We start from the raw sequence: 24,267 nt of genomic DNA, 5'->3' as shown, positions 1-24,267 counted from the left end.
TTAAATGAAAAATTCAGTTCTACTTTTTTTAGTATCATTTTTTTTCTTCAGCAATTGGGAAATTGAAGGTCAATCAAAAATTAATACAGCTAGTGTTTCTAAAGGTGTTAAATCTATAAAAGAGCATACGATATATGAAGTAGACCAGAGACATTATGAAACTAGTGAGTTAAATAGGGATAGTATTTTTTCTAATAATATTGGTACATATACTATTTACGATGTAAACGGAAGACCTAAATTCAGGTATCGATATTTTCCTAAAATCAATGACAAAGGTGAAATAATAGAATGGGGAAGTATCAAGGATAGAATAGAATGGACATATAATTCAAGGGGATTGGAGCGTAAACATGTTAAATATTATGAAGATAATAGTATACACAGTTTATCAGAATCAAGTTATAGTGATACAGATTATTTAATCAAGAAAGAATTCTACTCAGGCGAAAGGAAAGTGATTATATACACCTATGATTATGATAAAAAAGGTAATCTAATAAAAATGATTGAGACCTCTTTAGTTAGAGATAAGCGTTCAATTACTCATTACAAATATGATATTAGTGGTAATCTTATAGAAGAAATACTTTATATATTAGGGACTAATGAAGTTGAAGTTTCTGAGGAATACATTTCTAGCAGAATGAAATATAGCTACGACGAAGTAGGGGACTTGATATCTGAAATCATTTACAGAGGAAATATATTAAAGTACAAAAAAAATATAAAGTATCATTACAGTATTAATGACCTAATAGAGACTGAAATTCATACAATCTTAAATTCAGATTCTAATGAACATATAGAGGTTTTTGAATATGAGTATGATGATAGGGATAATTGGATTACCCGCTCGCATATTAAAGATGGGATTATTAAAACTATAACAGAAAGAGAGTTAGAATACTATTAGAGTTAGGTCAGTTGTTTTAGAGTATACTTATTATTTAAACTGAAGTTTGAAGATGTAACTTTAATTTCTCAGTAATAAACATATCCCAAGTGGTAGAGCAAATATCGTAACATTCAATATCTGGTGTTAAACCTGCTTGATGAAAATTAATGGTCGTTTCAGATGTGCCTTCAACAATTTGCCAGTGTAAAATATGACCAATCCATTCTTTATTAAAATCGGGTTCCCCATCTATACATTTCCATATTAACTCTGTATTAGGAATAAACTCTATAATTTTAAAAGTCCACCAATACCCATTTTCAAAATGAATTGTAAACTGTCCGCCTTCTTTTTGAAAAGTATTACTGGTATTTGACCACCATAGATGTATGTCTTCTGTTAAAGCTCTAAATACCTGATTAGCATTAGAAGATACTTTAATCTGTTTTTTATAATCCGAATCGGAGATGTTTATATGTTGGTTAAGCATTTTTGTTAGCGTTAAGGTAGTTGTCTAAATTATTTAGCGAATCATCCCAAAATTGCGAATAGAATTGCATCCATTTATTCACTTCTTTTAAGGGTTTTGGGTCGGCATAACAAAATCGATTTCTACCTTGTTCGCTCATTTGTACAAGACCAGCATCATTTAATATTTTAATGTGCTTGGTTACACCTTGTCTACTCATGTCAAACTGATTTGAGATTTGAGTAATGGATAATGCTGAGGTTGCGATCACTAAGGCGTGAAAAATTTCACGCCTTGTAGGATCAGCAATGGCTTTAAATAGTTTATTGATATTATTCTGCATTAACTTCTTCTTTTAAATAGTCCATGAGTAAGTTAATGCAATTGTCCCAGCCACCATTAAAGCTGTTAAACATTTCTATGGCAGTTTCACCAGCATAGTTTTCGATGCCAGAGTGTTCCAGATGTAGTTTTGTGCCATTTTCTACGGTTACCAATTTCCACGAAACAGTTGTTTCTACTTTAGTATCTGCTACAACCCAAGTGTAAACTAACAGATATGGATTAGCTTCCTTTATGGTTCCGCTTATGGTGGTGCATCCTTTTTCATTTGGTTCTGATGTAAAGAGATACTTATACCCTTTTTCTGCCTTAAAATCTGCTTTAATAAACCATGCTGAGATTTCTTCGGCTTTTGTAATGGCATTCCAGACCTGATCTATGGAATGATGAAATACCTTTTCTTTTGTGATTGTTTTTGTCATAATGTTCGATTTAGATTCATTTATACGCAACTATATGGTTGCTAAATTATAAAAATAATTTTAATAAGCAACTAAAAAGTTGCATAATTATTTTTATGTTGCGCAAAAGGATAGAAGCGGCAATCTTTTTTGTAACAAAAAACAAAAAAGATATAACGTACAGCCTGACCCTTAGGTTGCACCCAAAATGTATATGTATTTAAACAATGGTATTATAATGAAATCAAATACTGCCAATGTAAGGTTTGGCATTTTTTTTGACTAATATTGCATATTAAACTGAAGTGAAATACATTAAAATAAATATTATGGCATTAGAAATAACAGATGCAACTTTTGAAGAAACAGTTTTAAAGAGTGATAAACCAGTAATGGTTGATTTTTGGGCCGCTTGGTGTGGACCTTGTCGTATGGTTGGACCTATCATTGATGAAATAAGTACTGAATACGATGGTAAAGCTATAGTTGGTAAGGTGGATGTTGATGCTAATCAGGAATTTGCTGCTAAGTATGGTGTAAGAAACATCCCTACAGTTTTGGTTTTTCAAAATGGTGAGGTTGTAGGTCGTCAAGTTGGTGTAGCGCCTAAAAATGCTTATGCTGAAGCTATCGATGCACTTTTATAGTCTAATTACTCTAAAAGAAATGATAAAAGGTTTGTCAATACGACAAACCTTTTTTAGTTTCGGTAACTCATGGATTTACAATTAGAACTTAATAAAGCAGGAGGTTTTAAAAACCTGGAGTTGTTAGCTAAGCAAGTCGTAGAAGGCTTTATTGCCGGGATGCATAAAAGTCCCTTTCATGGGTTTTCAGCAGAATTTGCCGAGCATAAAATTTATAACCAAGGCGAAAGTACTAAGCATATAGATTGGAAATTATATGCTAAAACAGACCGTCTGTATACTAAACGCTATGACGAGGAAACTAATCTTCGTTGTCATATTATTTTAGATAATAGTAGCTCAATGCATTATCCTGAATCTGCAGGTACAACAATTGATAACCTTAACAAAGTTGCATTTTCGGCTTTAGCATCTGCATCGTTAATGCACATACTTAAGAAGCAACGCGATGCTGTTGGGTTGAGTATTTATAGCGATGCCTATGATTTTTATTCTCCAGAAAAAGGAAGTGATCGCCATCACCAGATGTTATTGAACAAATTGAGCGCATCTGTTGTTTCAAAACCTAATTCTAAAACGACCGAAACCTATAGATATTTGCATCAGATTGCAGAGAAGATTCATAGACGGTCTTTAATCTTTGTCTTTACGGATATGTTTCAAACTTCAGAAGATGATGAAAAATTATTTGAAGCTCTCAGACATTTAAAGCATAATAAGCATGAAGTGGTGCTATTTCATGTTTTTGATAAAGCCAAGGAATTAGAATTTAATTTTGATAACAGACCCAAACGCTTTATAGATATTGAAACAGGTGAATATATTAACCTGTATGCCGATAATGTTAAAGATAATTATGAAAAAGCAGTTAAAGATTACTTTAACAACCTAAGGTTAAAGTGTGGGCAATATAGAATAAAGTATGTTGAAACGGATATTAATAAGGGTTTTAATAACATACTCACGACTTATATGATAGAGCGACAAAAATTTGTGTAGGTAGAATTATTCTCAATATGAACGGCCAAAAAACATATAGTTTAGTGGTCTGTAATTCCATATAAACGTTAATTATACCGCTTATGTCATTGATATTATTATACTATTAGGTTTATTAGTATCTTTGAAAAAAGCTATATCTCTAAATTTTTGAGTTATTCTGCTAGTTTTGTTTTGTAAATAAATTATACATACAATAAAATGAAGGTATATTTTTTTATTGTTATTGCATTTATAAGTAGTCATCTGTTTGCGCAAAATAATGAAACAGACAATTGGTACTTTGGTAATTTTGCAGGTCTTAATTTTGGAACACCTAATACTAATCCTCAACTACTGTTAGATGGTACTATGTTGGCGCCTGCTGGTTCTGCTGTTATTTCTGATCTAGAAGGTGATCTCCTTTTTTATAGTGAAGGGGATAAAGTTTGGAACAGAAATCATCAACAAATGAATAATGGTAATTTATCTAACCTTACACCAGCTGATGTAGGAAACAATGTAAATTATCAAAGCTATCAACATGCGCTTCAAAACTCAATAATTATCCCTATTACTGATACCGACGGTTTGTATTATCTTTTTACTTTAGGTAGAAGTAATGAAAACTTAGTTGTCCCCGAAGGTTTATACCTCTCTAAAATTGATATGAACCAGGATAATGGTCTTGGAAGTGTAATTGAAAAAAATACACGAATCATAAGACCTGGTAGAGATATTGGTAAGTTATCTGCGGTGCATCATGCAGACGGACGGTCAATTTGGATTATGACTACAGTAAGAGAAGAAGGAAGTCAAAACATGTCATTTTATGCATATAAAATAAATATGGATGGCAGTATTGAAGGTCCAGTTGTTAGTTCTGATGGATTGTTTTTTAAAGGCATCCCAGAAGGGATTTTAAAATTTTCTCCAAATGGTAAAAGAATAGCTTGTAGTAATTATAGACCTACAGAAATAGAAGATCATTTATTTATTTTCGATTTTGATAACGAAACTGGTATCGTTGCTAATAAAAGAAAATTACTAACAGCTTTTGCATTTTTTGAGATTGTTTCGGTGCATGGCATAGAATTTTCTAATGATTCAAAGTACTTATATGCTTCACTACTACGTGAGGGTTTCTTGAGCCCTGAAACATTAGGCGTAGAGGGTGACCCCAAAAGTATATTACGTCAGTATAACATAGAAGGTAATCCCTTTATAACGCCCTCAATTGTCTTACATGAAGATGAAGGAACATCTTTCAGTGGAGCGTTACAACTATCAAAAAATTCAAAAATTTATAGAGCTTTACCACAAAGTAATAGTATAGGTACAGAATTTTTAGGTGTTGTAAGTAATCCAGGTCAGTTAGGTATTGGTGCTAATTATCTTCATAACGAAGTAAACTTAAATGGAAGATTATCAAGAAGAGGATTGCCCAATTTTATACAGTCTTACTTTAGAACAAGGATATTAAATATTGAAGGATGCGAAGATGACCCAATTCTTTTTGAGGTTGACACCTATGCAGATATTACCGCAGCGGAATGGGATTTTGGGGATGGTAATGCGTCTAATGATATTACCCCAAATTACATATATGACGATCCAGGAAGTTATAACGTATCAGTAACTATTACGGTTAATAATCGTCAAATTACGACTTCAAAGAGGATTTTAGTAAACGAGCGACCTGTTTTAAATGCTAATGAAGAATTAATACAATGTGATAATAATAGTGATGGAATTTCGCTTTTCAATCTATTTAACATTAAGGATAAAATTACAAACCCAGATTTAGATGAAGAACTTATTTTTTACAATACTCTAAGTGATGCTGAGGGAGATGTCGATAGAATTCCTAATCCAGAAACTTATACTAATACTGTTCCTGATGAAGAAATATTTGTTAAGGTTATTAATGAAAAGGGTTGTTCTACAATAGGTTCTTTTACAGTAAGAGCTGTTTTTGCTCAGCCTATAACTTTATCAGACGTTATTGTGTGTGACGATTCAAATGACGTGTCTGGAGATGCAATAGGCTTCTTTAATGTCATAGATATTAAAGATAATGTGCGCAATGAGTTGGGTTTATTAGAATCTAGCTTAATTACCATCCATTCATCATTTTTAGAAGCGCAAACACGTCAGAATCGCTTAAGAAGTATAGAATCGGCATCAACAACAATTTGGATAAGAATTGAAGATGAAGATCTAAATTGCGGAGGTATAGGCTCCATAGATTTAATCGTAAATTCTGAACCACTAATAGAGATAGATGATGCATATACTTTGTGTGGTGAAGAACCAATTTCAATATCAGGGATTAGTTCTAATTACAGGTTCGAATGGTTAGATGGTAATAATGATATTATATCAACCAGCCAGTATTTTAGCACAACAGAAGTTGGTACTTATACGCATATTGCATATATCTATGAAAATGGTGTTGAGTGCTCGCTTTCTAAAGAATTTACAATAGATAGGGTAGAGGCGCCAACTTTTAGCTCTATCGAGATTATTAAAGGCTCCAATATCAATACCATAAATGTTAGTGTAGATGGTAATAGTAGTTATGAGTTTTCTATTGATGGAATAAATTTTTTCGGAAATTCTAATAATTATACATTTAATGGTGTTCCGTTTGGAGCATATACAATTTACGCTAAAGACATCAATGGTTGCGAACCAGGTATTGATGAAGATATCTTTTTAATAGGCTATCCTAAGTTTTTTACACCTAATGATGATGGGGTTAATGATTTTTGGGCAATTAAGGGTCTAGATGTAGAATTATACGAATCCATTAGAATCTTTAACAGGTATGGTAAATTTATTGCTGATCTTAATGTTACTAATGGATATAGGTGGGATGGAGAATATAACGGTGTAAGGTTACCCGTTAATGATTATTGGTTCGAAGTTAAATTTAAAAATGGGGTAAAAAAAGTAGGTCACTTTACTTTAAAAAGATAACTCCAATCTTATTTTAAATTTAAGTACTAATAATGTTGAAATTTTCTATAAATAAATTTGCGAAATTAAAAATGCAATGTATATTTGCCCTCGCAATTACGCAACGGTCTGGTAGTTCAGCTGGTTAGAATATCTGCCTGTCACGCAGGGGGTCGCGGGTTCGAGTCCCGTCCAGACCGCAAAAATTGCTTAAAAGCTCTGAGAAATTAGAGCTTTTTTAGTATAAAGACGTTGTGTTGTTCCTGGAGCAATCCAGGAGTAGTAGTAAGATTCTCAATTAATTTGAGAACTTGCCAATGAAAGGCTTTCCTTTTTTCCTTACAGAAAATCGGGATGCTTTTTTGTTTTGAGACTAAATTTATAGAAGTTATCTAAGTAGGTTTAATGTGATTTTAGTGTATTATTAAACGTAAATAAGCATTTAATCGATTAAAAACGTCATTTAATCGACGATATTTCTTCATTAGAAGTGAATAACTCTATATTTGTAGACCTTCTTAAGTCCTCAAATCACTTATCAAGGAAAATTTTAATCCATTTTACTATCAGGCACGAGTTGTCTACTAAAACATCCCTCGTTTTTATTTTAGTACAATTTTAGGTAAAACCCTAGAATAGTTAATTATCCATTCCCTTCCCTCAACGTAACGATTATCGTTACACAAGTTTAATATTGACTATTTAATAAACCCTAAATTGATACTTATGAAAACCCTAAAAATTACTTTAGCCTTAGTTGCAGTATTAGTCTTAACTGTTTCTGGTGTGCAATCTGATAAGATTGTAAATGATGAACCGACTTATAAAGAATACACTCCTCAAGATTTGCTTGTAGTAAATAAGAAAAAAGCTAAGCTTAAGTCTCAAGCTTAAATAAATCTATTTTATATATAAGATAGCTCATGATAATAGTCATGGGCTATTCTTGTTGTTATATATTTTGATTTGCCTATTTTTGAATAAAGTAAAGACTGATATTTGAAACAATTATTATTTATTTTTTTATGTTTTATAGCAACTGGTTTAAACTTTAGTCAATCAAAGGCGAAGTTAGATTCGATAAGCAAGTACTATTTTCTTTCTAAGACTACTAATTTAGATTTAGATAAGAGGTTGGAATATGCTTTGAAGTCATTAAGATATGCTGACGATATTAATGTTGACTCTATAAGTTTAAGAGTTCAGCGAAATTTGTCTATAATTTATTTTTTCAACGAAAAGTATGACAAATATGTTCCACTTAATAGAGAAAACTATGAGCTAGCTTTAAAGTTAAATGATACAAATGCAATTACAGTTACGTCTTCAAATTTAGGCTCCTATTATCGGTTTAATCAACAAAATGATAGTGCATATTTTTTCTATTCTAAAGCACTTGAATATTATGGGCCAAAAGAGATTTCAGAGAATAAAGCTGAAGCACTATACTACTTAGCGGATATTCAACAGCTTGAAAGAGCCTATATTGGATCGGAAGAAGATGCGTTCAAGGCAATAATAATTTTAAATCGTCTGGAGAGGTCTGAAGATAGACTAGATCTATATTGGAGTTTATATAATTTATTAGCTATAAATTCAGAAAAACTTATAGAATATAACAATGCTCTGGAGTATTACGAAAAATCAATTTCTTATGCAAAAGACATGGAAGATGGTTTTATTAATGAAGTTTTTTCAATAAATAATAAAGCTAATATTTATAGGCTTATGGGGAATTACTCTAAAGCTTTGGAGTTATTTGAAGATCTGTTGCCTTTGAGACCTGAATACGATGACGAAGACCCTACATTTTATCCAGCAATAATTATAAATATAGCTAAAACACAATTTGAGTCGGGGAACTATAAGTTTAAGACTGTAGAAAATTACTTCAAAGAAGCATATGAAATTTCTAAGGAATTAAGCGATGAATTCACAATCATGGCTGTGGCTTCAGAAATGGCTAAGTTTTACTTTAGCCATAATAAGAGAGATTTAGTAATTAAATATGGTAGTGAAGCACTAGCTATTTCTAATAGGATATCTAATAATGAATATAAGATGGATGTTTTATTAACATTATCTCATGTTTATGAAGGAGAGAAAGGAAAATCTTTTTTGAGAGAGCATATTAGGATATCTGATAGTCTTGAAATTGAGCAAAGAGCAGTAGGAAATAAATTTGCCAGAGTTAAATACGAAACCGACCAACTCGAAGCCGAAAACGAACAAATCTCTAAGGAGAATTTTTATTTGGCCATTTTATCTGTTGGTCTATTATTGACTGCGGTTCTTGTATACGTGGTAATTTCTCAACGTGCCAAAAACAGAAAGTTAAAACTCATACAAGTACAGCAAAAAGCTAACGAAGATATCTATAACTTAATGCTAGGGCAACAAGACAAAGTAGATGAAGCCAGAACTCAAGAAAAGAAACGTATCTCAGAAGAATTGCATGATGGTGTTTTGGGTCGCCTTTTCGGGACACGCTTAAGTCTGGATAGTATCAATTTTAAAGATGGGAAGGAGGCTATGATGACCAGAGCAAATTATATTGGTCAGCTTAAAACTATAGAAGAAGATATTCGTAAAATTTCTCATGAGTTAAATACAGACTTTGTCTCAGGTACAGGTTTTATGGATATTGTTTCAGAACTTATTGAAAACCAGACCCAAGCTTATGGGTTAAAATATGATTTTGATTATACAGATGATATCAGTTGGGATATTGTACCCAATAAAACTAAAATTAATATCTACAGGATTATACAAGAATCCATGCAAAATATTTACAAACATGCCAATGCTAAAGCTATAAAAATTAGTATTTCATTAGAAAAAAGTGTAATTTGCTTAGACATCATCGATGATGGAGAGGGATTTGACACATCGAAAAGCAAAAAAGGCATTGGTTTAAAAAACATGACGTCTCGCGTTGAGGACATTAATGGAAAAATCACCTTTACCTCTCAATCTGGTAATGGTACAATTGTTAATGTTAAGATTCCCTACATAAACCAATCGACATGAAATGCGTCATAATATATCTTAAGTTTTTAGTAGATAACTAATGACGAATTGCATCTGTCCCCTAACATTTTGAATATAAAAACAGATGAAACATATTAACATTTTAATGGTAGATGATCACCCAATAATTATAGAGGGCTACCAAAATGTATTAATGGCAACAAAAGAAGACGACCAAACCTTGCTAATTGACACAGCTAATAATTGTGATACAGCACAATTAATGATTAATAGAGCTTCTAAGGATACTCCTTACGATGTGTGTTTTTTTGATATTAGCTTACCGCCTTCTGAAGATGGGAGATACGCCTCTGGTGAGGACCTGGCACTTTTAGCAAAGAAAGTGTTGCCAGATGCTAAGATTATAATCCTTACCATGTTTAATGAATCGTTTCGCATTCATAATATTATTAAAGAAATAAACCCAGATGGATTTCTAATCAAAAGTGATTTGACGTCTATGGAATTGGCTGATGCATTTCAGCAAATTTTAAGATATCCTCCCTATTATAGTAGTACAGTAAGCAACTACGTAAAAAAAACTATTAGGAGCGAGATATATGTTGATGACGTTAATAGAAAAATTCTACATTTATTGTCTCAGGGCATAAAAACCAAAAGCCTAAGCGAGTATATTCCGTTATCTACAAGTGCTATCGAAAAACGAAAAAAACAATTAAAATTATTATTTTCAGTTACAGATGGTAAAGACGAAACTTTACTAGAAGAAGCCAGAGAAAAAGGTTATCTGTAGAAAAAATGAAAAAAACACTGATTAATTGAAGTAAAAAATAGGCTGTAACCCCCTTTCAATGCTGAAAACTACGGTTTTTCCGCAACAAGTCTACGGTTTTTCCGCAACAAAAAGTCCAATCAGTTATTTACTTTTACACTAAGTCAACAAGAATTAATTAATCCCTCTTAAGTAATTGTTGAGTTAATAGCAAGAAAATTAAACCTAGTAACATCTAAAGTTACTAGGTTTTTTCTTTTAGAAGAAATTGGTATTGTGCTCTGATAGTTTTACAATAAAAAAACCAAGGAAAATTACAGCTACAATGAATTTTAAAAACGTAGAGGCAACAAAGCCTAAAAAAGATCCAAAAGCTGCTTTTAAAGCTTTTTTCATGTCATTTCGATGAATCATTTCGCCAATCAGTGCACCTACAAAAGGACCAACAATAATTCCAAATGGTATTGGGGAGAACAAACCAATAATTAGACCAAGCGTGGTACCAATCATACCAGCTTTACTACCACCAAAACGTTTAGTACCTATAGCAGGAATTATATAGTCTAATACGTATATAAATACAGCGACGATTAGCGTACTAATTAAAAAAGTATTGCTCAACTCGACTCCATCAGTAAAGTGCAATACTAAAAGACCTAACCAACTGGTTAACGGTCCTGGTAAAATAGGTAAAAAACTTCCTATAATTCCTAATAACATTAATAGTAGCGCAAGGAGCACTAAAAATAGTTCCATGTAAATAGTTTAAATTTATTATATGATGCTAAAAGTAGGATGTTGTTACATTTATAACTAAATTTTTAGTTTAAACTAAAAATTTAGTTATATTTGAATACTGAATTATGAAACAACTCACAAAAGCAGAAGAGGAGATTATGCAAGCCTTATGGCAGCTGAAAAAAGCTAATGTAAAATCTTTAATCAAAATTTTACCAGAACCTAAACCAGCTTACAATACAGTTTCTACAATTGTTAGGATATTAGAATCTAAAGGCTTTGTAGATTACGAAAAGCAAGGAAAAGGTCATATTTATTTTCCGATTGTGGAGAAAGAAGCTTATAGTAATCAGTCCATCAATAAATTAGTAGATAATTATTTTCAAGGGTCTTTTGAGAGTATGGTTTCTTTTTTTGTAAAAAAGAATAATGTTGATGTAAAGGATATTGAAACTTTATTAATTGAGATTAATAAAAACAAATAATCATGTTATATACAATACTTCAAATTATAGCATTTCAGGCCTTGTTTTTATTGGTTTATGATTTGTTTTTAAAACGAGAAACCTTCTTTAATTACAATAGGCTTTATTTAATGGCTACATCTGTATTATCTCTGGTCTTGCCATTTGTTAAACTTGCTGAGTTGCAACGAATAACTACTAAAGATATGGTTATTCAATTACCAGAGGTTTTTATAGGTACAATAGTGCCTTCTGATTATGAGGTTTTAGTGGCAGCACAATCAGGTATTATCATAGAACAACCACAGACTCCTGTATGGCAAATCGTCTTATATATTGGTATAGCTGTGGCTGCATTATTTTTTATGCTTAAGATTTCAAAACTGTATTGGTTAAAAAGAGTTAATCCAAAACGTTGGAAAGGTAATGTGCTTATTGTTCAATTAATAAAGAGTAGTGCTGCATTTTCTTTTTTTAATACCATTTTTCTGGGGGACCGTATTTCTGAATCAGAGAAAATAACGATTTACAAACACGAGTTGGTGCATGTTAAACAATGGCATACCTTAGATTTACTAGTCTTTGAAATCTTAAGAATTGCATTTTGGTTTAACCCATTAATTTATATCTATCAAAATAGAATTAAGGAGTTACACGAGTATATTGCCGATGCTAAAGCTGTGAAACAAAATGGTAAAAGCGAATATTATCAAAGTTTACTCAATCAAATATTTGATGTTAATAACATCTCATTTACCAATACATTTTTCAAAAAATCATTAATCAAAAAACGAATAAAAATGCTTCAGAAATCAAGATCAAAGCAGATTAATCTTATAAAGTACACGGTTTTAATACCTGTTGTATTATCTATGCTGATATACACATCAACTGAAGTTAGAGCTCAAGAAAAAAACGAAAACCAAGAGACTGCGATATCAAAAGAATTGATAAAAAAGGATGATTCTTATAGAAAAATAATAATTACTAATGGTCAATCACAATCTACCTTACAGATAGATTCAGTTGTTGTAAGCCCAAACAAACCTAATGCTATTACTAAAGAAATAGAGTCAGTAGAAATACCATTTAGTATTATTGAAGAAGTGCCTACAACAACAAACTGTAAAGATTTGCTAACTAATGCTGAGCGAAAAAGATGCATGAGTGATTTTATTGCTAAGCATGTTAATAGTAAATTCAATAAAGGTATAGCAGATTCATTAAAATTAGATGGTAGACAACGCATATTTGTGTCTTTTAAAATTGATAAGAAAGGACTTGTTAAGGATGTTAGAGCTAGAGCGTCAAGGCAAGAATTAGAAGATGAAGCAATACGTGTTATAAAAACGCTACCACAATTTATTCCTGGAAGACAAAAAGGAAATTTGGTAACTGTACCGTATTCATTACCAATTGTGTTTCAAATTACAGAAGATAATACTGTAGATCCAACTACTCCGAATTATAAGAGATTTATTCAAAATTTGCCGAAGAAAGATTCTACTAATCTTCAAGAAATATCTTTTTCAGTTATTGAAACAGCACCTATACATCCAGAGTGTAAAAACATTAAGATTGAAGCGGAACGAAAGAAATGTACCTCTCAAGCTGTAGCAGCCTTTGTCAATCTAAACTTTAATAAAGACTTGCCAAAAACATTAGACCTATCAGATGGAAAACAACGTATTTTTTTAGGCTTTACAATAGATAAAAGAGGTTTGGTGAAAAGTATAAAGGTACGTTCACCTCATGAAAAATTAGATGGAGAAGCCACAAGAGTTATTAGTTTACTTCCACAGTTTATTCCTGGGGAATATAACAATAAAAAAGTAGATGTAACATATAGTTTACCAATTGTATTTCAAATTGTAAATGATGAAAAGAATAAGATTTAGATGAAAAAAAACCTGTTTACAGCTCTTTTATGTGCCATTACTAAGTTGGTTTTTACTCAGAATATTGAACAAAAAGCTGATGAACTCTATGCTCTTGGAAATTATTCTAAGGCTATTGAAGTCTATAAGTCCGTTAAAAACCCTAATGAAGTTTATGATAAAATTGCAAAGGCCTATGTTGCTATTGGTAACTATGGTGAGGGTTTGGTAAATTATAAAAAAGCGATAACTACTAACCCGGAAAATATACTTTTAAAATATGAGTATGCTAAGTTGTTAAGAAACACAAGAGATTATAAGCAAGCTGAGATACTCTTTAAGTCCTTGATTATTAAGGATAGCCTTAACCCAAATTCTCATTATGAATTAGGTATAGTGTTAGAAAAACAAAAGGATAGTGCATCGTTAAATGCATATACAAAGGCGTTTAATTTAGACTCAACACACCAAAAAGCAATATTTAAAATAGCTAAGCACTATCTTGTAAAACGAAAATATCAAACGGCACATTATTACATCGATATAGGACTCGAAAGTTATACCAATAATGTAGAACTCATAAGCCTTAAAGCCTAAACGTATTACCATCAAGATTATCATACACATTCCGTAGTGTGGTTTAACAAGTTGTTAGACCTTGGTGAAGAATCTGAGTTTATTCATGAAAAACTAAGCCTGAGTTATGCGCAGAATTCAGATTATGAAGACGCTATTGCTCACAGAGAAGAGGCTTTAAAATACAATCCTTATGATGCTAATGCTATTTATGTTATTGGTAATTACTATGAACGTTTGCATAAATTTGAAAAGGCCGAAGAATATATATCAAAAGCTTTAAAGATAATGGATAGGCCTTTGTCACATGAGTACAAGCGCTTGGCTTATGTATTAAACCGTCAGAAAAAATATGAGCAAGCTATAAAAGCGTATCAAAAAGCATTAAAGGAGGATCCGTCTGATGAGATGATAGAATTTTATATCATTAGAACCAAAGATGAGTATTATGAGGATACGAATACTAAAATTAAGATGTATAAGGACTATATTAAAAAACATGAAAAGTCAATATTTAAGCGATTTGCTGAAGATCGGTTGAAACAACTTAAAGAAGAAAAATTCTTGCAAGAGGACTAAAATTTCAAAAAATCGTACATTTCGGTATCAAAATGTGCTAATGAAACCAATTGCTTTTCTTTTTATTTTAGTATTCGTAAGCTCGTGTAGTTATTTTGAAAAGAAAAAAGTTAACTCTAAAGACTTATTAGAAGAAGAACTGCAAGCTTTCAATTGGAATGATGTAGACACCTACCCTACCTTTAGCAATTGCGATTCTATTACAGCAAAAGAAGACAGCAGACTTTGTTTTCAAAATACGTTATTAACTAGTGTTAATCATTATTTAGAAGTACAAAATATTATAGTGACAGAAGATGTTAATGATACTATTCGATTAAAACTTATTATTGATAATAAGGGGCTTTTAGAAGTAGAAAGCATTGCTGTAAAATCAGAAACACAAATTCAAATACCTGAAATTGATAGCTTACTACGCGAAAGTTTAAAAACTATTCCTAAAATATATCCAGCTATAAAAAGAGGCCAACAGGTTACTACTGTTTTTGAATTGCCTGTTATTGTAAAAATTGATTAAAACCGTATCGCCAACTTTTGCATTAATCGTAATACTTCTACATAGAGCCAAATAAGTGTTGCTAAAAGCCCCCAGGTTGCTAACCACTCTTTTTGCTTCGGAGCTTTATGTTTATAACGTTCTATATAATCAAAGTCTAAAAGCAAAGCAAAGGATGCAACAATGGCAGCCAATACATTGAAAACAATGGCGAACCAAGATGTTCCCCATATGTAGGTTTTTATACCAAAGAAGCTCAAAATCCAGGAAATCAGATACACTACCATAATACTAACAGTTGCAGTAATGATAACACTTCGCAGTTTTTTGGTAACAACAATGATTCTAAGTTGGTATAACAAAAGCATTACAAAAAAAGTAATTATGGTAACACCAATAGCCTGGTAAGGTAATTCGGGGAAGTTTCGATGAGCATATGACGAAAACCCACCTAAAAAGAACCCTTTTGCAACTATATAAAGGGGTACTAAAAAAGGAGCCCAATTTTGGCGTACGGAAATTAAAATACTCATTACAATAGCACCTAACATACCACCAAGTGTAAACCAGCGCATTGGTGTGCCAGCTTCATTTAGTTTCCAGAGATAGGCAGTAATAGCAGCAATAATTAAAATACCAAACATGGATTTAAAAAAGATGCCTGTTACAGACATAGTTTTTGTAGATGACTTACCATCGTCCCAAAAGTAACCGTTAAAAACCGGATTAGATGTTTTAAAATTTCGTAAACTCATCTATAAATTAAATTTGTAGCCAATAGCAATATCAGAAGAAAAGTTACCTTGGTTATCTAATAAAAGAGCGAACAATTCACCATAGATAATAGTGACGTAGCTGTTGTCACTAACCTTAATGTCCGAGCCAATTCCGAAAATAAAAGGAATATCAAAAGAAGTATCACTTTGATCAACTTCCATATCGTCATCATTAATAAAAGTAACGCTAGTAAAGTTCACGGTTGCCAACTTCACCTGTCCATAAATAGAAAAACGCTCTCGATTGATAACTCTATAACGGTAGCCTAATGAAAATTCTGTAGTGCTATACTGAAAGTCATCATTGTCTAAAGCATGGCGCACTTGCAAAAAACCAGAATGCCTAGGCAGAACATTAGCTTCATAAATTTCTAATTCAGCACCAAACATTGGTACTTTTTTATTGTCAGGGTTACCAACAAATGGATTGTTGGTAATTCCACCAGAAAAACCAAGTCTAAACTGTACTTTACGTTCTGTTGAAGTTGAAGCATAGGTCGCATCAACGGAAGCATTGTAGGCATCGAGATAATTTCTAAGGCTATACAGTGTTAATTTTAATTTTTTAGTAGACATCCCATTAGTTAGGCTACTTAAAGTCGTTTTATACTCTTCTTGGTAGCTTTTATCAGTATTTTTAGTGTTTTTAAGCTCAGTTATATTACCATTTTCGGTTCTTACAAAGTAGCGATAGTTACCGTCAATGATATTCCAAAGTAAATCTAGTTGCCCCTCAATTTCGGTTTTAAGTTCTAGTGTTTCACCATTCACGGTATAGGTCTCTTGACTATAGTTGAGCTGAAAAGCAAAACTGAAAAGTAGAATAATTAATATCTTTTTCATTTTAATTATGACTTGGTTTTAGTAAAGCTACCAAAAATATTCAATATGCTATTATTTTCTAAAGGTTCTTCCTTTCCAGTTATAGGATTTAAACCAGGAAAGAATAACGATATAAACACTAAAAAACGGATATAATAAACTAGATGTTATAAAAGAATACAAGACGTTTTCCTGTTTTAAAAAGCGAGTAGTTTTAAATAATAGCAAAAAATCTATAGCAAGCTTAATCACAAAAAGAGCCAGTGCAATTCTTGGTGCTATAAGTTGAAGCATTAGCAAAGGAATCAAACTCATACAGACAAGATTAGCTAAAAAAACAATAATGCCAACAAACTTCGAAAACCAATTAGGATTCTGACTTGTTTTTGAAGTCCATCGCAGGCGCTGTTGAATTAGTTGCCTGAAATTTGACACAGGATTGGTGTATACAATGGCATTTTTCGATTTTAGATAGACTATTTTTTTAGAGTTAATCCGTTTAAATTTTTCTAACAAAAAAATATCATCTCCACTAGCGATGCTATTATTGCCTTCAAAACCGTTTAAGGATTTAAAAATAGATTTTTGATAACCAAAATTAGCACCATTACATAAAAAGGGTTTTTTAATTCCGAACCCTCCAATGGTGACCCCTTGTAAACTCATAAAATCCAGGGCTTGAAATCGGTTAAAAAAAGTGGTGTGACCATAATAAGCCACAGGAGCTATAATACAATTTGGGTTTTGGGTTTGAATGCACTCATCAAAAGTATCAAGCCAATATATAGGTAAGACACAATCAGCATCAGTAGTTATAATCCATTCATATTTTGAAACATTAATTGCTGAGTTAATAGCATCTTTTTTAGGGGCGTTTGTAATACGATTATTCTGAATAATCTTTACAACGTCAGATTGAGTAAAATCATTTTTGAAAGGTTTTGCATTAAGAATTCTTCTGGTAATTTCAACCGAAGTATCATTTGATGCATCATTAACCAAAATAACTTCGAACAAATTTTTGGGATAGTTCAGTTTTAAAATCGAGTCCAATAATTTTGGAAGGTTCTCTGCTTCATTTCGAAAAGGGATAATTATCGAAAATTTAGTTTTTGGTTTCAAATCCCGAAGCTTAAAATCATCAACTCTATCAAAACCATAGATAAAAATGCTAATCAAGAAAAGGTAGATTATAATAATGATTATAGCTATAGTAGAGATCATGTTTCAGTATTAGGTAGTTTAAAATTCAACACATAATAGCTTCCAAATAAACTCGGAATAGCAAAATTTAATAACCACATCAACAAAATAATGGATAATATGGTAAGTTCATTAACTTCAACAAAACCAAATAGAAAAACGGCAACGCTCCCTTTTATAACCACATCAAAAATTGAAATGGAAGGAATAATAGAAGCCAAAAAGTACATGCTGGTTATAACAACCATAGCTTTTACGTAATTAACTTCTACACCAAATACGGTTAATAAATAGTAAAACTGAAAAGAAAAAATCAAATAACGAACCAGTGCTAAACCAATATTAATAGTGTGTGTTTTAGTAGTAATCCCTTTGATATAATCTAAAATACGTTCAATCGAATAGCCTCTTATTTTAAAACGTTTTTGTTTTATGCTAAAAATTGCAAAAACGCTGATCATAATAAGGATAAGGCCAAATTTAGTCACTTTATAATAGTTGATATCTATTTGATAGTGGTTTACAAAAATGACACACCCAATCACACCCAAAACTGTTGTAATGGTCATTTGAGCCATATTGCCCAAAAGGTTCAGCAATACAATTCGTTTTCTAAACGATTTAGCATAATACGCAGCCTTTGCACCATAATCGCCAATACGATTGGGTGTAATTAAAGAAGCTGTTAAGCCACCTAAACTTTGTTCTAAAGCGTTTTTAAATGAAATACGTTTTATGGATTTAACTAAATATTGCCATTTTAAAATTTCAAAAAACCAATTAAAACCACTTAAAATGATTAAAAAAACAACATTTTTTATCGAAAATGTATCATTTTCTTTTAAAAACGACCAAAACTCACTGAACTGTAGATTCTCGTTTTCGGCTAATTTTGAATAGATAAAATAAAATGCACCAACTACAATACTCATTTTAATAAGTACAAAGAAGAATTGCTTAGTTTTGTAAGGTACGTTGCTGTGCATTATGCAAATTAAACCAAAAACTATACATGAAGCCAGATTTAAAACAATACCTTTTCTTTTTAAGTATTATTTTAATGACTTTAAATAGTCATGCACAATTTAAGGATACCAGCAAATGGAAAGCACTTTTTGCCCTTGGCTTTAATAGCCCTTCGGCGGGTGGTTTTATAGAGGGTGCTGAAGCACAATCCATTAATTTGCCAACAGTGAATATAGGTGTTCAGCATATGTTTAAGCAAGAATATGGTATTAAGTTAGATTATGGTTTTAACCGTTTTAAGATAGATGATGTTTCCCCAGAAGTGAAGATAAATTACTCGAGAATTAATGTGCAATTTGTTTATGATCCGTCAAGATATATTGGCTTTTTGCCACCTCGAATTAGGACTGTTTTACATGCTGGCCCAGGATACTCTTTTGTAAAGCCTTTAGGTAATCTTGATGAAAATAAACAATCGTATTTAAATCTTCTTGGAGGCTTAGAGGTTCACTATGCCATAAGCGAAAAAGTTTCGATATATACAGATTTAGCTTACATCTATGGTTTAACATCGTTAGATGATTACGACCCGGTTTTAAGTGGTCTGGGAGCATTTAATGGTAATGTATTTAATTTAACTTTTGGATTGGCGGTATCATTAAGCGGTTGTCAATTTTGCGATTAAGACAATGAGTAAAGAAAAAATAATATTAGGCATTGATCCTGGTACAACCATTATGGGTTTTGGGCTCATTAAAGTGGTCGGTAAAACCATGACCTTTATGCAGCTTAATGAGCTACAACTCAAAAAGTATGATGACCATTACCTTAAACTAAAACTCATTTTTGAACGTACAGTAGAATTAATTGATAACTATCATCCTGATGAAATTGCTATTGAAGCTCCATTTTTTGGTAAAAATGTACAAAGTATGTTAAAATTAGGAAGAGCTCAAGGTGTAGCAATGGCAGCAGGCTTATCTCGAGAAGTCCCTATTACCGAATATTCTCCAAAGAAAATTAAAATGGCCATTACTGGCAATGGTAATGCCAGTAAAGAACAAGTAGCTAAAATGCTTCAAAGCCTGTTAAAGTTAAAAGAGTTGCCTAAAAATCTAGATTCTACAGATGGTTTGGCTGCTGCGGTTTGTCACTTCTATAACCAAGGTAGAGTAACTGTTGGTAAAAGTTACTCGGGTTGGGGAGCTTTTGTTAAGCAGAATGAAGATAGGGTAAAGAAGTAAAATGGCTGGCATCTATATCCATATTCCATTTTGTAAACAAGCTTGTTATTACTGTGATTTTCATTTTTCAACATCATTAAAGAAGAAAGACGAGTTGATTAATGCTTTAGTTAGAGAATTAGTACTTCGAAAAAATGAGTTCAAAAATACTACAGTAGAAACCATCTATTTTGGTGGAGGTACACCTTCATTATTATCTAATACCGAATTACAATTTTTGATGGATTCCGTTTATAAGCATTACAGTGTAATTGATAAGCCTGAAATTACCTTAGAGGCCAATCCAGATGATCTAACCAAAGATCGAATCATTGAACTTTCCCAAAGTGTAATTAATCGCTTATCAATAGGTATTCAATCGTTTTTTGAACACGATCTAAAACTTATGAATCGTGCTCACAATGTAGAAGAGGCGAAAGCTTGTTTAGAAGAAGCCACAAAACACTTTGATAATATTTCTTTGGATTTAATCTATGGGATTCCGGGAGTTACAAATGAACAGTGGTTAAAGAATATAGAAACTGCTTTGAGTTATAATGTATCACACATATCTAGCTATGCCTTAACTGTTGAACCAAAAACGGCATTAGCTTCATTTATAGAAAAAGGGGTCATTGACGATGTTGATGATGAGCAAGCACACCAACAGTTTCATCTTTTAAAGGACAAACTCGATGAGGTGGGTTTTGTACATTATGAACTCTCAAATTTTGGTAAAGAGGGTTATTTTAGTAAGAACAATTCTGCGTATTGGCAAGGTAAATCGTATATAGGTATTGGGCCTTCTGCTCACTCATTTAATGGGAAACAACGTGGTTGGAATGTAAGAAACAATTCAAAATACATTAAAGCTATTCAGCAAAATATGCTGCCTATAGAAATAGAGACTTTAACCAAAACGGATAGATATAATGAATATATTATGACAGGTTTGCGTACTATTTGGGGTGTTTCGTTTGCTAAAGTTGAAAAAGATTTTGGTATAGTCTTTAAAGATTATCTAATTGAACAATCAGATGTTTTTATAAATCAGCATTTGTTGTATATTGATGGTGAACATTTACGTGTCACAAAACAAGGGCAATTTTTAAGTGATGGTATTGCTTCAGAATTATTTAAAATTAATATATCGTGATAACTACAATTCAGTATAATTCTAAAAAATTAAAAGTAGATTTATCCCAGCCTTTAGATATTTCTATATCTATAAAAGCAGATGTGTCTAATGTAAATGCATGGTATATTGGTGCGCCAAAGATTGAGCCCGAGACGTTTGATGGTGATATAATAAGTGTAGAAAAAGGTGCGGCGGTAAATTTTAATACAATTACGTTTAACCCACATTCTCACGGTACACATACAGAAACGGTTGGGCATATTACAAAAGAAAAGTATCCTATTAATACATACTTAAAACAATTTTTCTTTTTAGCAGAGGTCGTAACAGTTGCCTCGGAAAAATTAGGTGAAGACTATGTTATTTCAGCAAAGCAATTGCAATTTGTTTTAGGTAATAAAAAACGAGATGCGATTGTAGTCCGTACAATTCCAAATACCAAAGACAAAAAATCGAGACAGTATTCGCATACCAACTGGACCTATTTTCAAGAAGACGCCATTAAGTTATTGGTTAGAAAAGGTATAAAGCATCTACTAGTCGATTTACCAAGTGTGGACAGAGAAGAGGATGGTGGTCAGTTAAAAGGACATAGAGCCTTTTGGAATTATCATGGGCAATTACGAAAAGATGCAACAATTACAGAGTTTATTTATGTGTCAAATAAAATTGAAGACGGTTGCTATTTACTTAATCTTCAAATTGCACCTTTTGAAAATGATGCAACTCCAAGTAAACCTATATTATATAAAATTATAGAGTAAGACCTTGTGACATAAGATGTCGCGATGGTGTCTCAATTACACATATGGAAACATTTTTTATAATTATTGTTAGTATTCTGGTAACTTTAGGTTTGGTTACCTTGTATAAACAATGGCGTACTAAGCAAACAACCAATGCGCAATCCGTTTTGCTTTTAGATAAAATAAAAAGAGTTTGCAAATTTATAACTGTCGAAGGTGATTTTGCAGAGATTTACCACTACGAAGATGTTAAAGAGAAGTTCTTAAAACTCATTTCTAGTAGAAAAAAGGCTTTGGTAGTCATTAATGCTAAAGCTCACGTGGGCTTTGATTTGAGCAAAGTGCAGATGCATTCAAATTCTAAAAGTAAAACCGTAGTATTGTCGCATTTCCCTCAGCCCGAAGTATTATCAATTGAAAGTAATATTAACTATTACGATAAGCAAGATGGGATGTTTAATAAGTTTGAAGCTTCAGATTTAACGGAATTACATACCAAAGCAAAGGAGCATATTATGGATAAAATTCCAGAAAGTGGCTTGTATAATGTTGCCAAACATGAAGCTTTAGAAGCCATTCAATTAATTGAAAATTTAGTTGAGACTATTGGTTGGACTTTAGATTATTCGGCTTTAAAAATTGATGACAAAACACCTAAGCAATTAGACTCGTAAGGTTATGAAGCTTTCAAAATTTTTTAAAGACAATTGGGTGATAACGTTATTTTCTACAATGTTTGGTGTTATTGCAGGGTTGTATCTTACCGATTATTATAATAATAGTCAGCTTAATGAAGCTAAGCAAAATGCCTTGAGTATGGTAATGCAAGAAATCAATAATAATAAAGCAGAGCTTATTGTTTATGATTCTATCTGTAGAAAAATGTATGAAAGATCGTCTTATGTGTTTTCAAAATTAAATAATGACCAAGAGATTTTTATACATAAGGATTCTACTAAACTTTTTGAAGAAAAGTCCGATGGTATTATCGAAGACTTAAAGTTTGAAAAGTACTTAAAGCATAAGGATACAGTTAGAGTTAGAGGTGAGATGAATATGTTTGTTGGGTCTAAATTGGCTTTATTAGACCTTAATGATGTTATTTGGCAATCTTATAAACAGACAAATTATATTGATATTACAGGATTTGATTGTATAACAGGGCTAGAAGAGGTTTATCAATTTCAAAGAAAAAATAATAGTGTTAATAAAGACTGGTTAAATCAATTAATGCACGGGGCTTTTCTACAAGGTGATCAACAGTTAAATGAATTTATGCTTCTATGGAGTAGAGCTTTAGGGTCTAACGAAACATTAATTAACGCCTATAGTGCAACAGAAGTTATTTTTGAAAACTGTAATTAACATGAACATCGAGGACTACAGAAATTATTGCATAAACAAAAAGGAGGTCACTGAGCATTTTCCTTTTGATAATGATACGCTCGTTTTTAAAGTTTGCAATAAAATGTTTGCTTTAGCATCATTAAAGCGATGGGAAAATGGTGAAGCATTTATTAATCTAAAATGTGATCCAGAATATGCGCAAGAATTAAGAGCGGAATATGACAGTATTAAACCAGGTTATCATATGCATAAACAGCAGTGGAATAGTGTTTACATTCATACAGGAGAGCTTTCGTCTAAACTTATTACAGATCTAATAGACCATTCATATAATATGGTGGTAAAAGGGTTGCCTAAAAAAACACAAGCTAAGCTTAAATAATTTCTTTAAAGTTAAAATCCTGCTAACCAACGTTTCAAGACATTTATTCGTCGAAAAAAGCTCATAATAACTATTTGTATATCTAATTTTAGCCTAGGTTTTATATCAATAATTTAAAACACTAGACGATGAGTATATATGCTATTTATGCCATTTCGTTAGTTATTATACTAACAATGTATTTACTTTTAAATACCTTTAATAAAGCTTTTGTGTACCTTTATAAAGCAATAAGCAGTAATGATAAATCTGATAAAAATCACCAAGAAAATTTAGAGATAAATAAACAAGATTATTTAACGAATTTGCAACTAGACAAAAGGTTGAGACATCTAGAATTTATAAATCAACTAGAAAATTATCTAAAATCCACTAATGGAAGCTTTTTATCTGTAGAGTTTTTACAAGAATTTGAAGTTAGTAAACGTGAAGCACAACTATCAATAATAGAGTCTGCAGACGTAATATAACCCAC

General features: G+C 31.8%; 28 protein-coding genes and 1 tRNA gene. 21 read left to right on the top strand and 8 right to left on the bottom strand.

All coding sequences use genetic code 11. The annotated features are described in order from the left end of the window. Nucleotides 1–4 precede the first annotated feature (4 nt). Nucleotides 5–916, top strand: a complete 912-nt coding sequence (locus Q0912_RS09915; protein ID WP_299114572.1) for a hypothetical protein — start codon at nt 5–7, stop codon at nt 914–916. A gap of 34 nt (nt 917–950) precedes the next feature. Here the strand turns inward: Q0912_RS09915 and Q0912_RS09910 are convergent, their stop codons facing one another. Genes Q0912_RS09910 through Q0912_RS09900 form a run of 3 tightly spaced genes read right to left on the bottom strand, consistent with a single transcriptional unit; the run spans nt 951 to nt 2,131 of the window. Beyond that, nucleotides 951–1,388, bottom strand: coding sequence for an SRPBCC domain-containing protein (locus Q0912_RS09910; protein ID WP_299114571.1), 438 nt, complete (start codon nt 1,386–1,388; stop codon nt 951–953). After that, the gene (locus Q0912_RS09905) at nt 1,381–1,710 is read right to left on the bottom strand and encodes a metalloregulator ArsR/SmtB family transcription factor (protein ID WP_299114570.1); all 330 of its coding nucleotides are present in this window, start codon (nt 1,708–1,710) and stop codon (nt 1,381–1,383) included. Before Q0912_RS09905 ends, Q0912_RS09910 begins: the two co-directional genes overlap by 8 nt. Further along, nucleotides 1,700–2,131, bottom strand: a complete 432-nt coding sequence (locus Q0912_RS09900; protein ID WP_299114569.1) for an SRPBCC domain-containing protein — start codon at nt 2,129–2,131, stop codon at nt 1,700–1,702. The genes Q0912_RS09905 and Q0912_RS09900 overlap by 11 nt, the downstream gene beginning before the upstream one ends. Nucleotides 2,132–2,439: 308 nt before the next feature. On the opposite strand from Q0912_RS09900, the gene trxA reads away from it, so the two are divergent. From trxA to Q0912_RS09865, 7 genes are all read left to right on the top strand, one after another. Further along, nucleotides 2,440–2,757 (top strand): thioredoxin, encoded by a 318-nt coding sequence (gene trxA, locus Q0912_RS09895; protein WP_218545481.1) that lies wholly within the window; start codon nt 2,440–2,442, stop codon nt 2,755–2,757. 69 nt (nt 2,758–2,826) lie between these two features. Further along, entirely contained in the window at nt 2,827–3,756 is a 930-nt protein-coding gene (locus Q0912_RS09890) for a DUF58 domain-containing protein (RefSeq protein WP_299114568.1), read from the top strand. Between the two features lie 201 nt (nt 3,757–3,957). Then, complete coding sequence (locus Q0912_RS09885; RefSeq protein ID WP_299114567.1) at nt 3,958–6,717, top strand: T9SS type B sorting domain-containing protein; 2,760 nt, start codon at nt 3,958–3,960, stop codon at nt 6,715–6,717. Between the two features lie 105 nt (nt 6,718–6,822). Further along, nucleotides 6,823–6,896: transfer RNA gene (locus tag Q0912_RS09880), tRNA-Asp, on the top strand. 526 nt (nt 6,897–7,422) lie between these two features. Beyond that, nucleotides 7,423–7,590: a hypothetical protein gene (locus Q0912_RS09875; protein ID WP_299114566.1), complete on the top strand. Its 168-nt coding sequence runs from the start codon at nt 7,423–7,425 to the stop codon at nt 7,588–7,590. A gap of 105 nt (nt 7,591–7,695) precedes the next feature. Continuing rightward, nucleotides 7,696–9,726: a tetratricopeptide repeat-containing sensor histidine kinase gene (locus Q0912_RS09870; protein WP_299114565.1), complete on the top strand. Its 2,031-nt coding sequence runs from the start codon at nt 7,696–7,698 to the stop codon at nt 9,724–9,726. Between the two features lie 85 nt (nt 9,727–9,811). Continuing rightward, nucleotides 9,812–10,480 carry a response regulator gene (locus Q0912_RS09865; protein ID WP_299114564.1) on the top strand — a complete coding sequence of 223 codons (669 nt, stop codon included), beginning with the start codon at nt 9,812–9,814 and terminating at the stop codon, nt 10,478–10,480. Between the two features lie 237 nt (nt 10,481–10,717). Here the strand turns inward: Q0912_RS09865 and Q0912_RS09860 are convergent, their stop codons facing one another. Beyond that, nucleotides 10,718–11,215, bottom strand: a complete 498-nt coding sequence (locus tag Q0912_RS09860; RefSeq protein ID WP_299114563.1) for a DUF456 domain-containing protein — start codon at nt 11,213–11,215, stop codon at nt 10,718–10,720. A 107-nt stretch (nt 11,216–11,322) separates the two neighbouring features. Between Q0912_RS09860 and Q0912_RS09855 the strand changes: the two genes are divergently transcribed. The 5 genes from Q0912_RS09855 to Q0912_RS09835 are packed head-to-tail and all read left to right on the top strand — an operon-like array spanning nt 11,323 to nt 15,210. Then, complete coding sequence (locus Q0912_RS09855; protein WP_299114562.1) at nt 11,323–11,682, top strand: BlaI/MecI/CopY family transcriptional regulator; 360 nt, start codon at nt 11,323–11,325, stop codon at nt 11,680–11,682. 2 nt (nt 11,683–11,684) lie between these two features. After that, nucleotides 11,685–13,559, top strand: a complete 1,875-nt coding sequence (locus Q0912_RS09850) for a M56 family metallopeptidase (RefSeq protein ID WP_299114561.1) — start codon at nt 11,685–11,687, stop codon at nt 13,557–13,559. Further along, entirely contained in the window at nt 13,560–14,135 is a 576-nt protein-coding gene (locus Q0912_RS09845; protein WP_299114560.1) for a hypothetical protein, read from the top strand. Between the two features lie 36 nt (nt 14,136–14,171). Continuing rightward, nucleotides 14,172–14,693: a tetratricopeptide repeat protein gene (locus Q0912_RS09840; protein WP_299114559.1), complete on the top strand. Its 522-nt coding sequence runs from the start codon at nt 14,172–14,174 to the stop codon at nt 14,691–14,693. A gap of 40 nt (nt 14,694–14,733) precedes the next feature. Then, nucleotides 14,734–15,210, top strand: coding sequence for a hypothetical protein (locus Q0912_RS09835; RefSeq protein ID WP_299114558.1), 477 nt, complete (start codon nt 14,734–14,736; stop codon nt 15,208–15,210). Here the strand turns inward: Q0912_RS09835 and Q0912_RS09830 are convergent. Genes Q0912_RS09830 through Q0912_RS09815 form a run of 4 tightly spaced genes read right to left on the bottom strand, consistent with a single transcriptional unit; the run spans nt 15,207 to nt 18,976 of the window. Further along, nucleotides 15,207–15,944: a Bax inhibitor-1/YccA family protein gene (locus Q0912_RS09830; RefSeq protein ID WP_299114557.1), complete on the bottom strand. Its 738-nt coding sequence runs from the start codon at nt 15,942–15,944 to the stop codon at nt 15,207–15,209. The two genes, Q0912_RS09835 and Q0912_RS09830, sit on opposite strands and share 4 nt — an antisense overlap. Further along, nucleotides 15,945–16,808 (bottom strand): hypothetical protein, encoded by an 864-nt coding sequence (locus Q0912_RS09825; protein WP_299114556.1) that lies wholly within the window; start codon nt 16,806–16,808, stop codon nt 15,945–15,947. It lies immediately after the preceding gene. Between the two features lie 51 nt (nt 16,809–16,859). Beyond that, complete coding sequence (locus Q0912_RS09820; RefSeq protein ID WP_299114555.1) at nt 16,860–17,966, bottom strand: glycosyltransferase; 1,107 nt, start codon at nt 17,964–17,966, stop codon at nt 16,860–16,862. Between the two features lie 41 nt (nt 17,967–18,007). After that, nucleotides 18,008–18,976 carry a lysylphosphatidylglycerol synthase domain-containing protein gene (locus Q0912_RS09815; protein WP_299114554.1) on the bottom strand — a complete coding sequence of 323 codons (969 nt, stop codon included), beginning with the start codon at nt 18,974–18,976 and terminating at the stop codon, nt 18,008–18,010. A 26-nt stretch (nt 18,977–19,002) separates the two neighbouring features. Here Q0912_RS09815 and Q0912_RS09810 point away from each other — a divergent pair, with 26 nt between their 5' ends. The 8 genes from Q0912_RS09810 to Q0912_RS09775 all read left to right on the top strand — a co-directional run bounded on the left by Q0912_RS09810 (nt 19,003) and on the right by Q0912_RS09775 (nt 24,262). Beyond that, entirely contained in the window at nt 19,003–19,641 is a 639-nt protein-coding gene (locus tag Q0912_RS09810; RefSeq protein ID WP_299114553.1) for a cell envelope biogenesis protein OmpA, read from the top strand. 4 nt (nt 19,642–19,645) lie between these two features. Then, complete coding sequence (gene ruvC / locus Q0912_RS09805) at nt 19,646–20,200, top strand: crossover junction endodeoxyribonuclease RuvC (protein ID WP_299114552.1); 555 nt, start codon at nt 19,646–19,648, stop codon at nt 20,198–20,200. Between the two features lies 1 nt (nt 20,201). Continuing rightward, nucleotides 20,202–21,335 carry a radical SAM family heme chaperone HemW gene (hemW, locus tag Q0912_RS09800; RefSeq protein WP_299114551.1) on the top strand — a complete coding sequence of 378 codons (1,134 nt, stop codon included), beginning with the start codon at nt 20,202–20,204 and terminating at the stop codon, nt 21,333–21,335. Continuing rightward, complete coding sequence (locus tag Q0912_RS09795; protein WP_299114550.1) at nt 21,332–22,081, top strand: cyclase family protein; 750 nt, start codon at nt 21,332–21,334, stop codon at nt 22,079–22,081. The genes hemW and Q0912_RS09795 overlap by 4 nt, the downstream gene beginning before the upstream one ends. A 44-nt stretch (nt 22,082–22,125) precedes the next feature. Continuing rightward, nucleotides 22,126–22,737 carry a DUF4230 domain-containing protein gene (locus Q0912_RS09790; protein ID WP_299114549.1) on the top strand — a complete coding sequence of 204 codons (612 nt, stop codon included), beginning with the start codon at nt 22,126–22,128 and terminating at the stop codon, nt 22,735–22,737. A 4-nt stretch (nt 22,738–22,741) separates the two neighbouring features. Then, nucleotides 22,742–23,428, top strand: coding sequence for a hypothetical protein (locus Q0912_RS09785; RefSeq protein ID WP_299114548.1), 687 nt, complete (start codon nt 22,742–22,744; stop codon nt 23,426–23,428). A 1-nt stretch (nt 23,429) separates the two neighbouring features. After that, complete coding sequence (locus Q0912_RS09780; RefSeq protein ID WP_299114547.1) at nt 23,430–23,792, top strand: MmcQ/YjbR family DNA-binding protein; 363 nt, start codon at nt 23,430–23,432, stop codon at nt 23,790–23,792. Between the two features lie 128 nt (nt 23,793–23,920). After that, on the top strand, nt 23,921–24,262 hold the full coding sequence (locus Q0912_RS09775) for a hypothetical protein (protein ID WP_299114546.1): 342 nt from the start codon (nt 23,921–23,923) through the stop codon (nt 24,260–24,262). The last annotated feature ends 5 nt before the right edge of the window (nt 24,263–24,267 follow it).

The organism is uncultured Winogradskyella sp., assembly GCF_947498345.1.
In the GTDB taxonomy this organism is placed as follows: domain Bacteria; phylum Bacteroidota; class Bacteroidia; order Flavobacteriales; family Flavobacteriaceae; genus Winogradskyella.
Note: the sequence above shows the minus strand (reverse complement) of the source record. Positions and strands in the feature narration are given on the sequence as shown.

What these genes read in the sequence shown, in the direction of transcription:
- Q0912_RS09830 (WP_299114557.1), bottom strand. Translation starts at nt 15,944, where the DNA reads ATGAGTTTACGAAATTTTAAAACATCTAATCCGGTTTTTAACGGTTAC.
- Q0912_RS09910 (WP_299114571.1), bottom strand. Translation starts at nt 1,388, where the DNA reads ATGCTTAACCAACATATAAACATCTCCGATTCGGATTATAAAAAACAG.
- Q0912_RS09875 (WP_299114566.1), top strand. Translation starts at nt 7,423, where the DNA reads ATGAAAACCCTAAAAATTACTTTAGCCTTAGTTGCAGTATTAGTCTTA.
- Q0912_RS09780 (WP_299114547.1), top strand. Translation starts at nt 23,430, where the DNA reads ATGAACATCGAGGACTACAGAAATTATTGCATAAACAAAAAGGAGGTC.
- Q0912_RS09890 (WP_299114568.1), top strand. Translation starts at nt 2,827, where the DNA reads ATGGATTTACAATTAGAACTTAATAAAGCAGGAGGTTTTAAAAACCTG.
- Q0912_RS09905 (WP_299114570.1), bottom strand. Translation starts at nt 1,710, where the DNA reads ATGCAGAATAATATCAATAAACTATTTAAAGCCATTGCTGATCCTACA.
- Q0912_RS09850 (WP_299114561.1), top strand. Translation starts at nt 11,685, where the DNA reads ATGTTATATACAATACTTCAAATTATAGCATTTCAGGCCTTGTTTTTA.
- Q0912_RS09810 (WP_299114553.1), top strand. Translation starts at nt 19,003, where the DNA reads ATGAAGCCAGATTTAAAACAATACCTTTTCTTTTTAAGTATTATTTTA.
- Q0912_RS09825 (WP_299114556.1), bottom strand. Translation starts at nt 16,808, where the DNA reads ATGAAAAAGATATTAATTATTCTACTTTTCAGTTTTGCTTTTCAGCTC.
- trxA (WP_218545481.1), top strand. Translation starts at nt 2,440, where the DNA reads ATGGCATTAGAAATAACAGATGCAACTTTTGAAGAAACAGTTTTAAAG.
- Q0912_RS09855 (WP_299114562.1), top strand. Translation starts at nt 11,323, where the DNA reads ATGAAACAACTCACAAAAGCAGAAGAGGAGATTATGCAAGCCTTATGG.
- Q0912_RS09835 (WP_299114558.1), top strand. Translation starts at nt 14,734, where the DNA reads ATGAAACCAATTGCTTTTCTTTTTATTTTAGTATTCGTAAGCTCGTGT.
- Q0912_RS09785 (WP_299114548.1), top strand. Translation starts at nt 22,742, where the DNA reads ATGAAGCTTTCAAAATTTTTTAAAGACAATTGGGTGATAACGTTATTT.
- Q0912_RS09885 (WP_299114567.1), top strand. Translation starts at nt 3,958, where the DNA reads ATGAAGGTATATTTTTTTATTGTTATTGCATTTATAAGTAGTCATCTG.
- hemW (WP_299114551.1), top strand. Translation starts at nt 20,202, where the DNA reads ATGGCTGGCATCTATATCCATATTCCATTTTGTAAACAAGCTTGTTAT.
- Q0912_RS09900 (WP_299114569.1), bottom strand. Translation starts at nt 2,131, where the DNA reads ATGACAAAAACAATCACAAAAGAAAAGGTATTTCATCATTCCATAGAT.
- Q0912_RS09775 (WP_299114546.1), top strand. Translation starts at nt 23,921, where the DNA reads ATGAGTATATATGCTATTTATGCCATTTCGTTAGTTATTATACTAACA.
- Q0912_RS09860 (WP_299114563.1), bottom strand. Translation starts at nt 11,215, where the DNA reads ATGGAACTATTTTTAGTGCTCCTTGCGCTACTATTAATGTTATTAGGA.
- Q0912_RS09915 (WP_299114572.1), top strand. Translation starts at nt 5, where the DNA reads ATGAAAAATTCAGTTCTACTTTTTTTAGTATCATTTTTTTTCTTCAGC.
- Q0912_RS09815 (WP_299114554.1), bottom strand. Translation starts at nt 18,976, where the DNA reads ATGCACAGCAACGTACCTTACAAAACTAAGCAATTCTTCTTTGTACTT.
- Q0912_RS09865 (WP_299114564.1), top strand. Translation starts at nt 9,812, where the DNA reads ATGAAACATATTAACATTTTAATGGTAGATGATCACCCAATAATTATA.
- Q0912_RS09790 (WP_299114549.1), top strand. Translation starts at nt 22,126, where the DNA reads ATGGAAACATTTTTTATAATTATTGTTAGTATTCTGGTAACTTTAGGT.
- ruvC (WP_299114552.1), top strand. Translation starts at nt 19,646, where the DNA reads ATGAGTAAAGAAAAAATAATATTAGGCATTGATCCTGGTACAACCATT.
- Q0912_RS09845 (WP_299114560.1), top strand. Translation starts at nt 13,560, where the DNA reads ATGAAAAAAAACCTGTTTACAGCTCTTTTATGTGCCATTACTAAGTTG.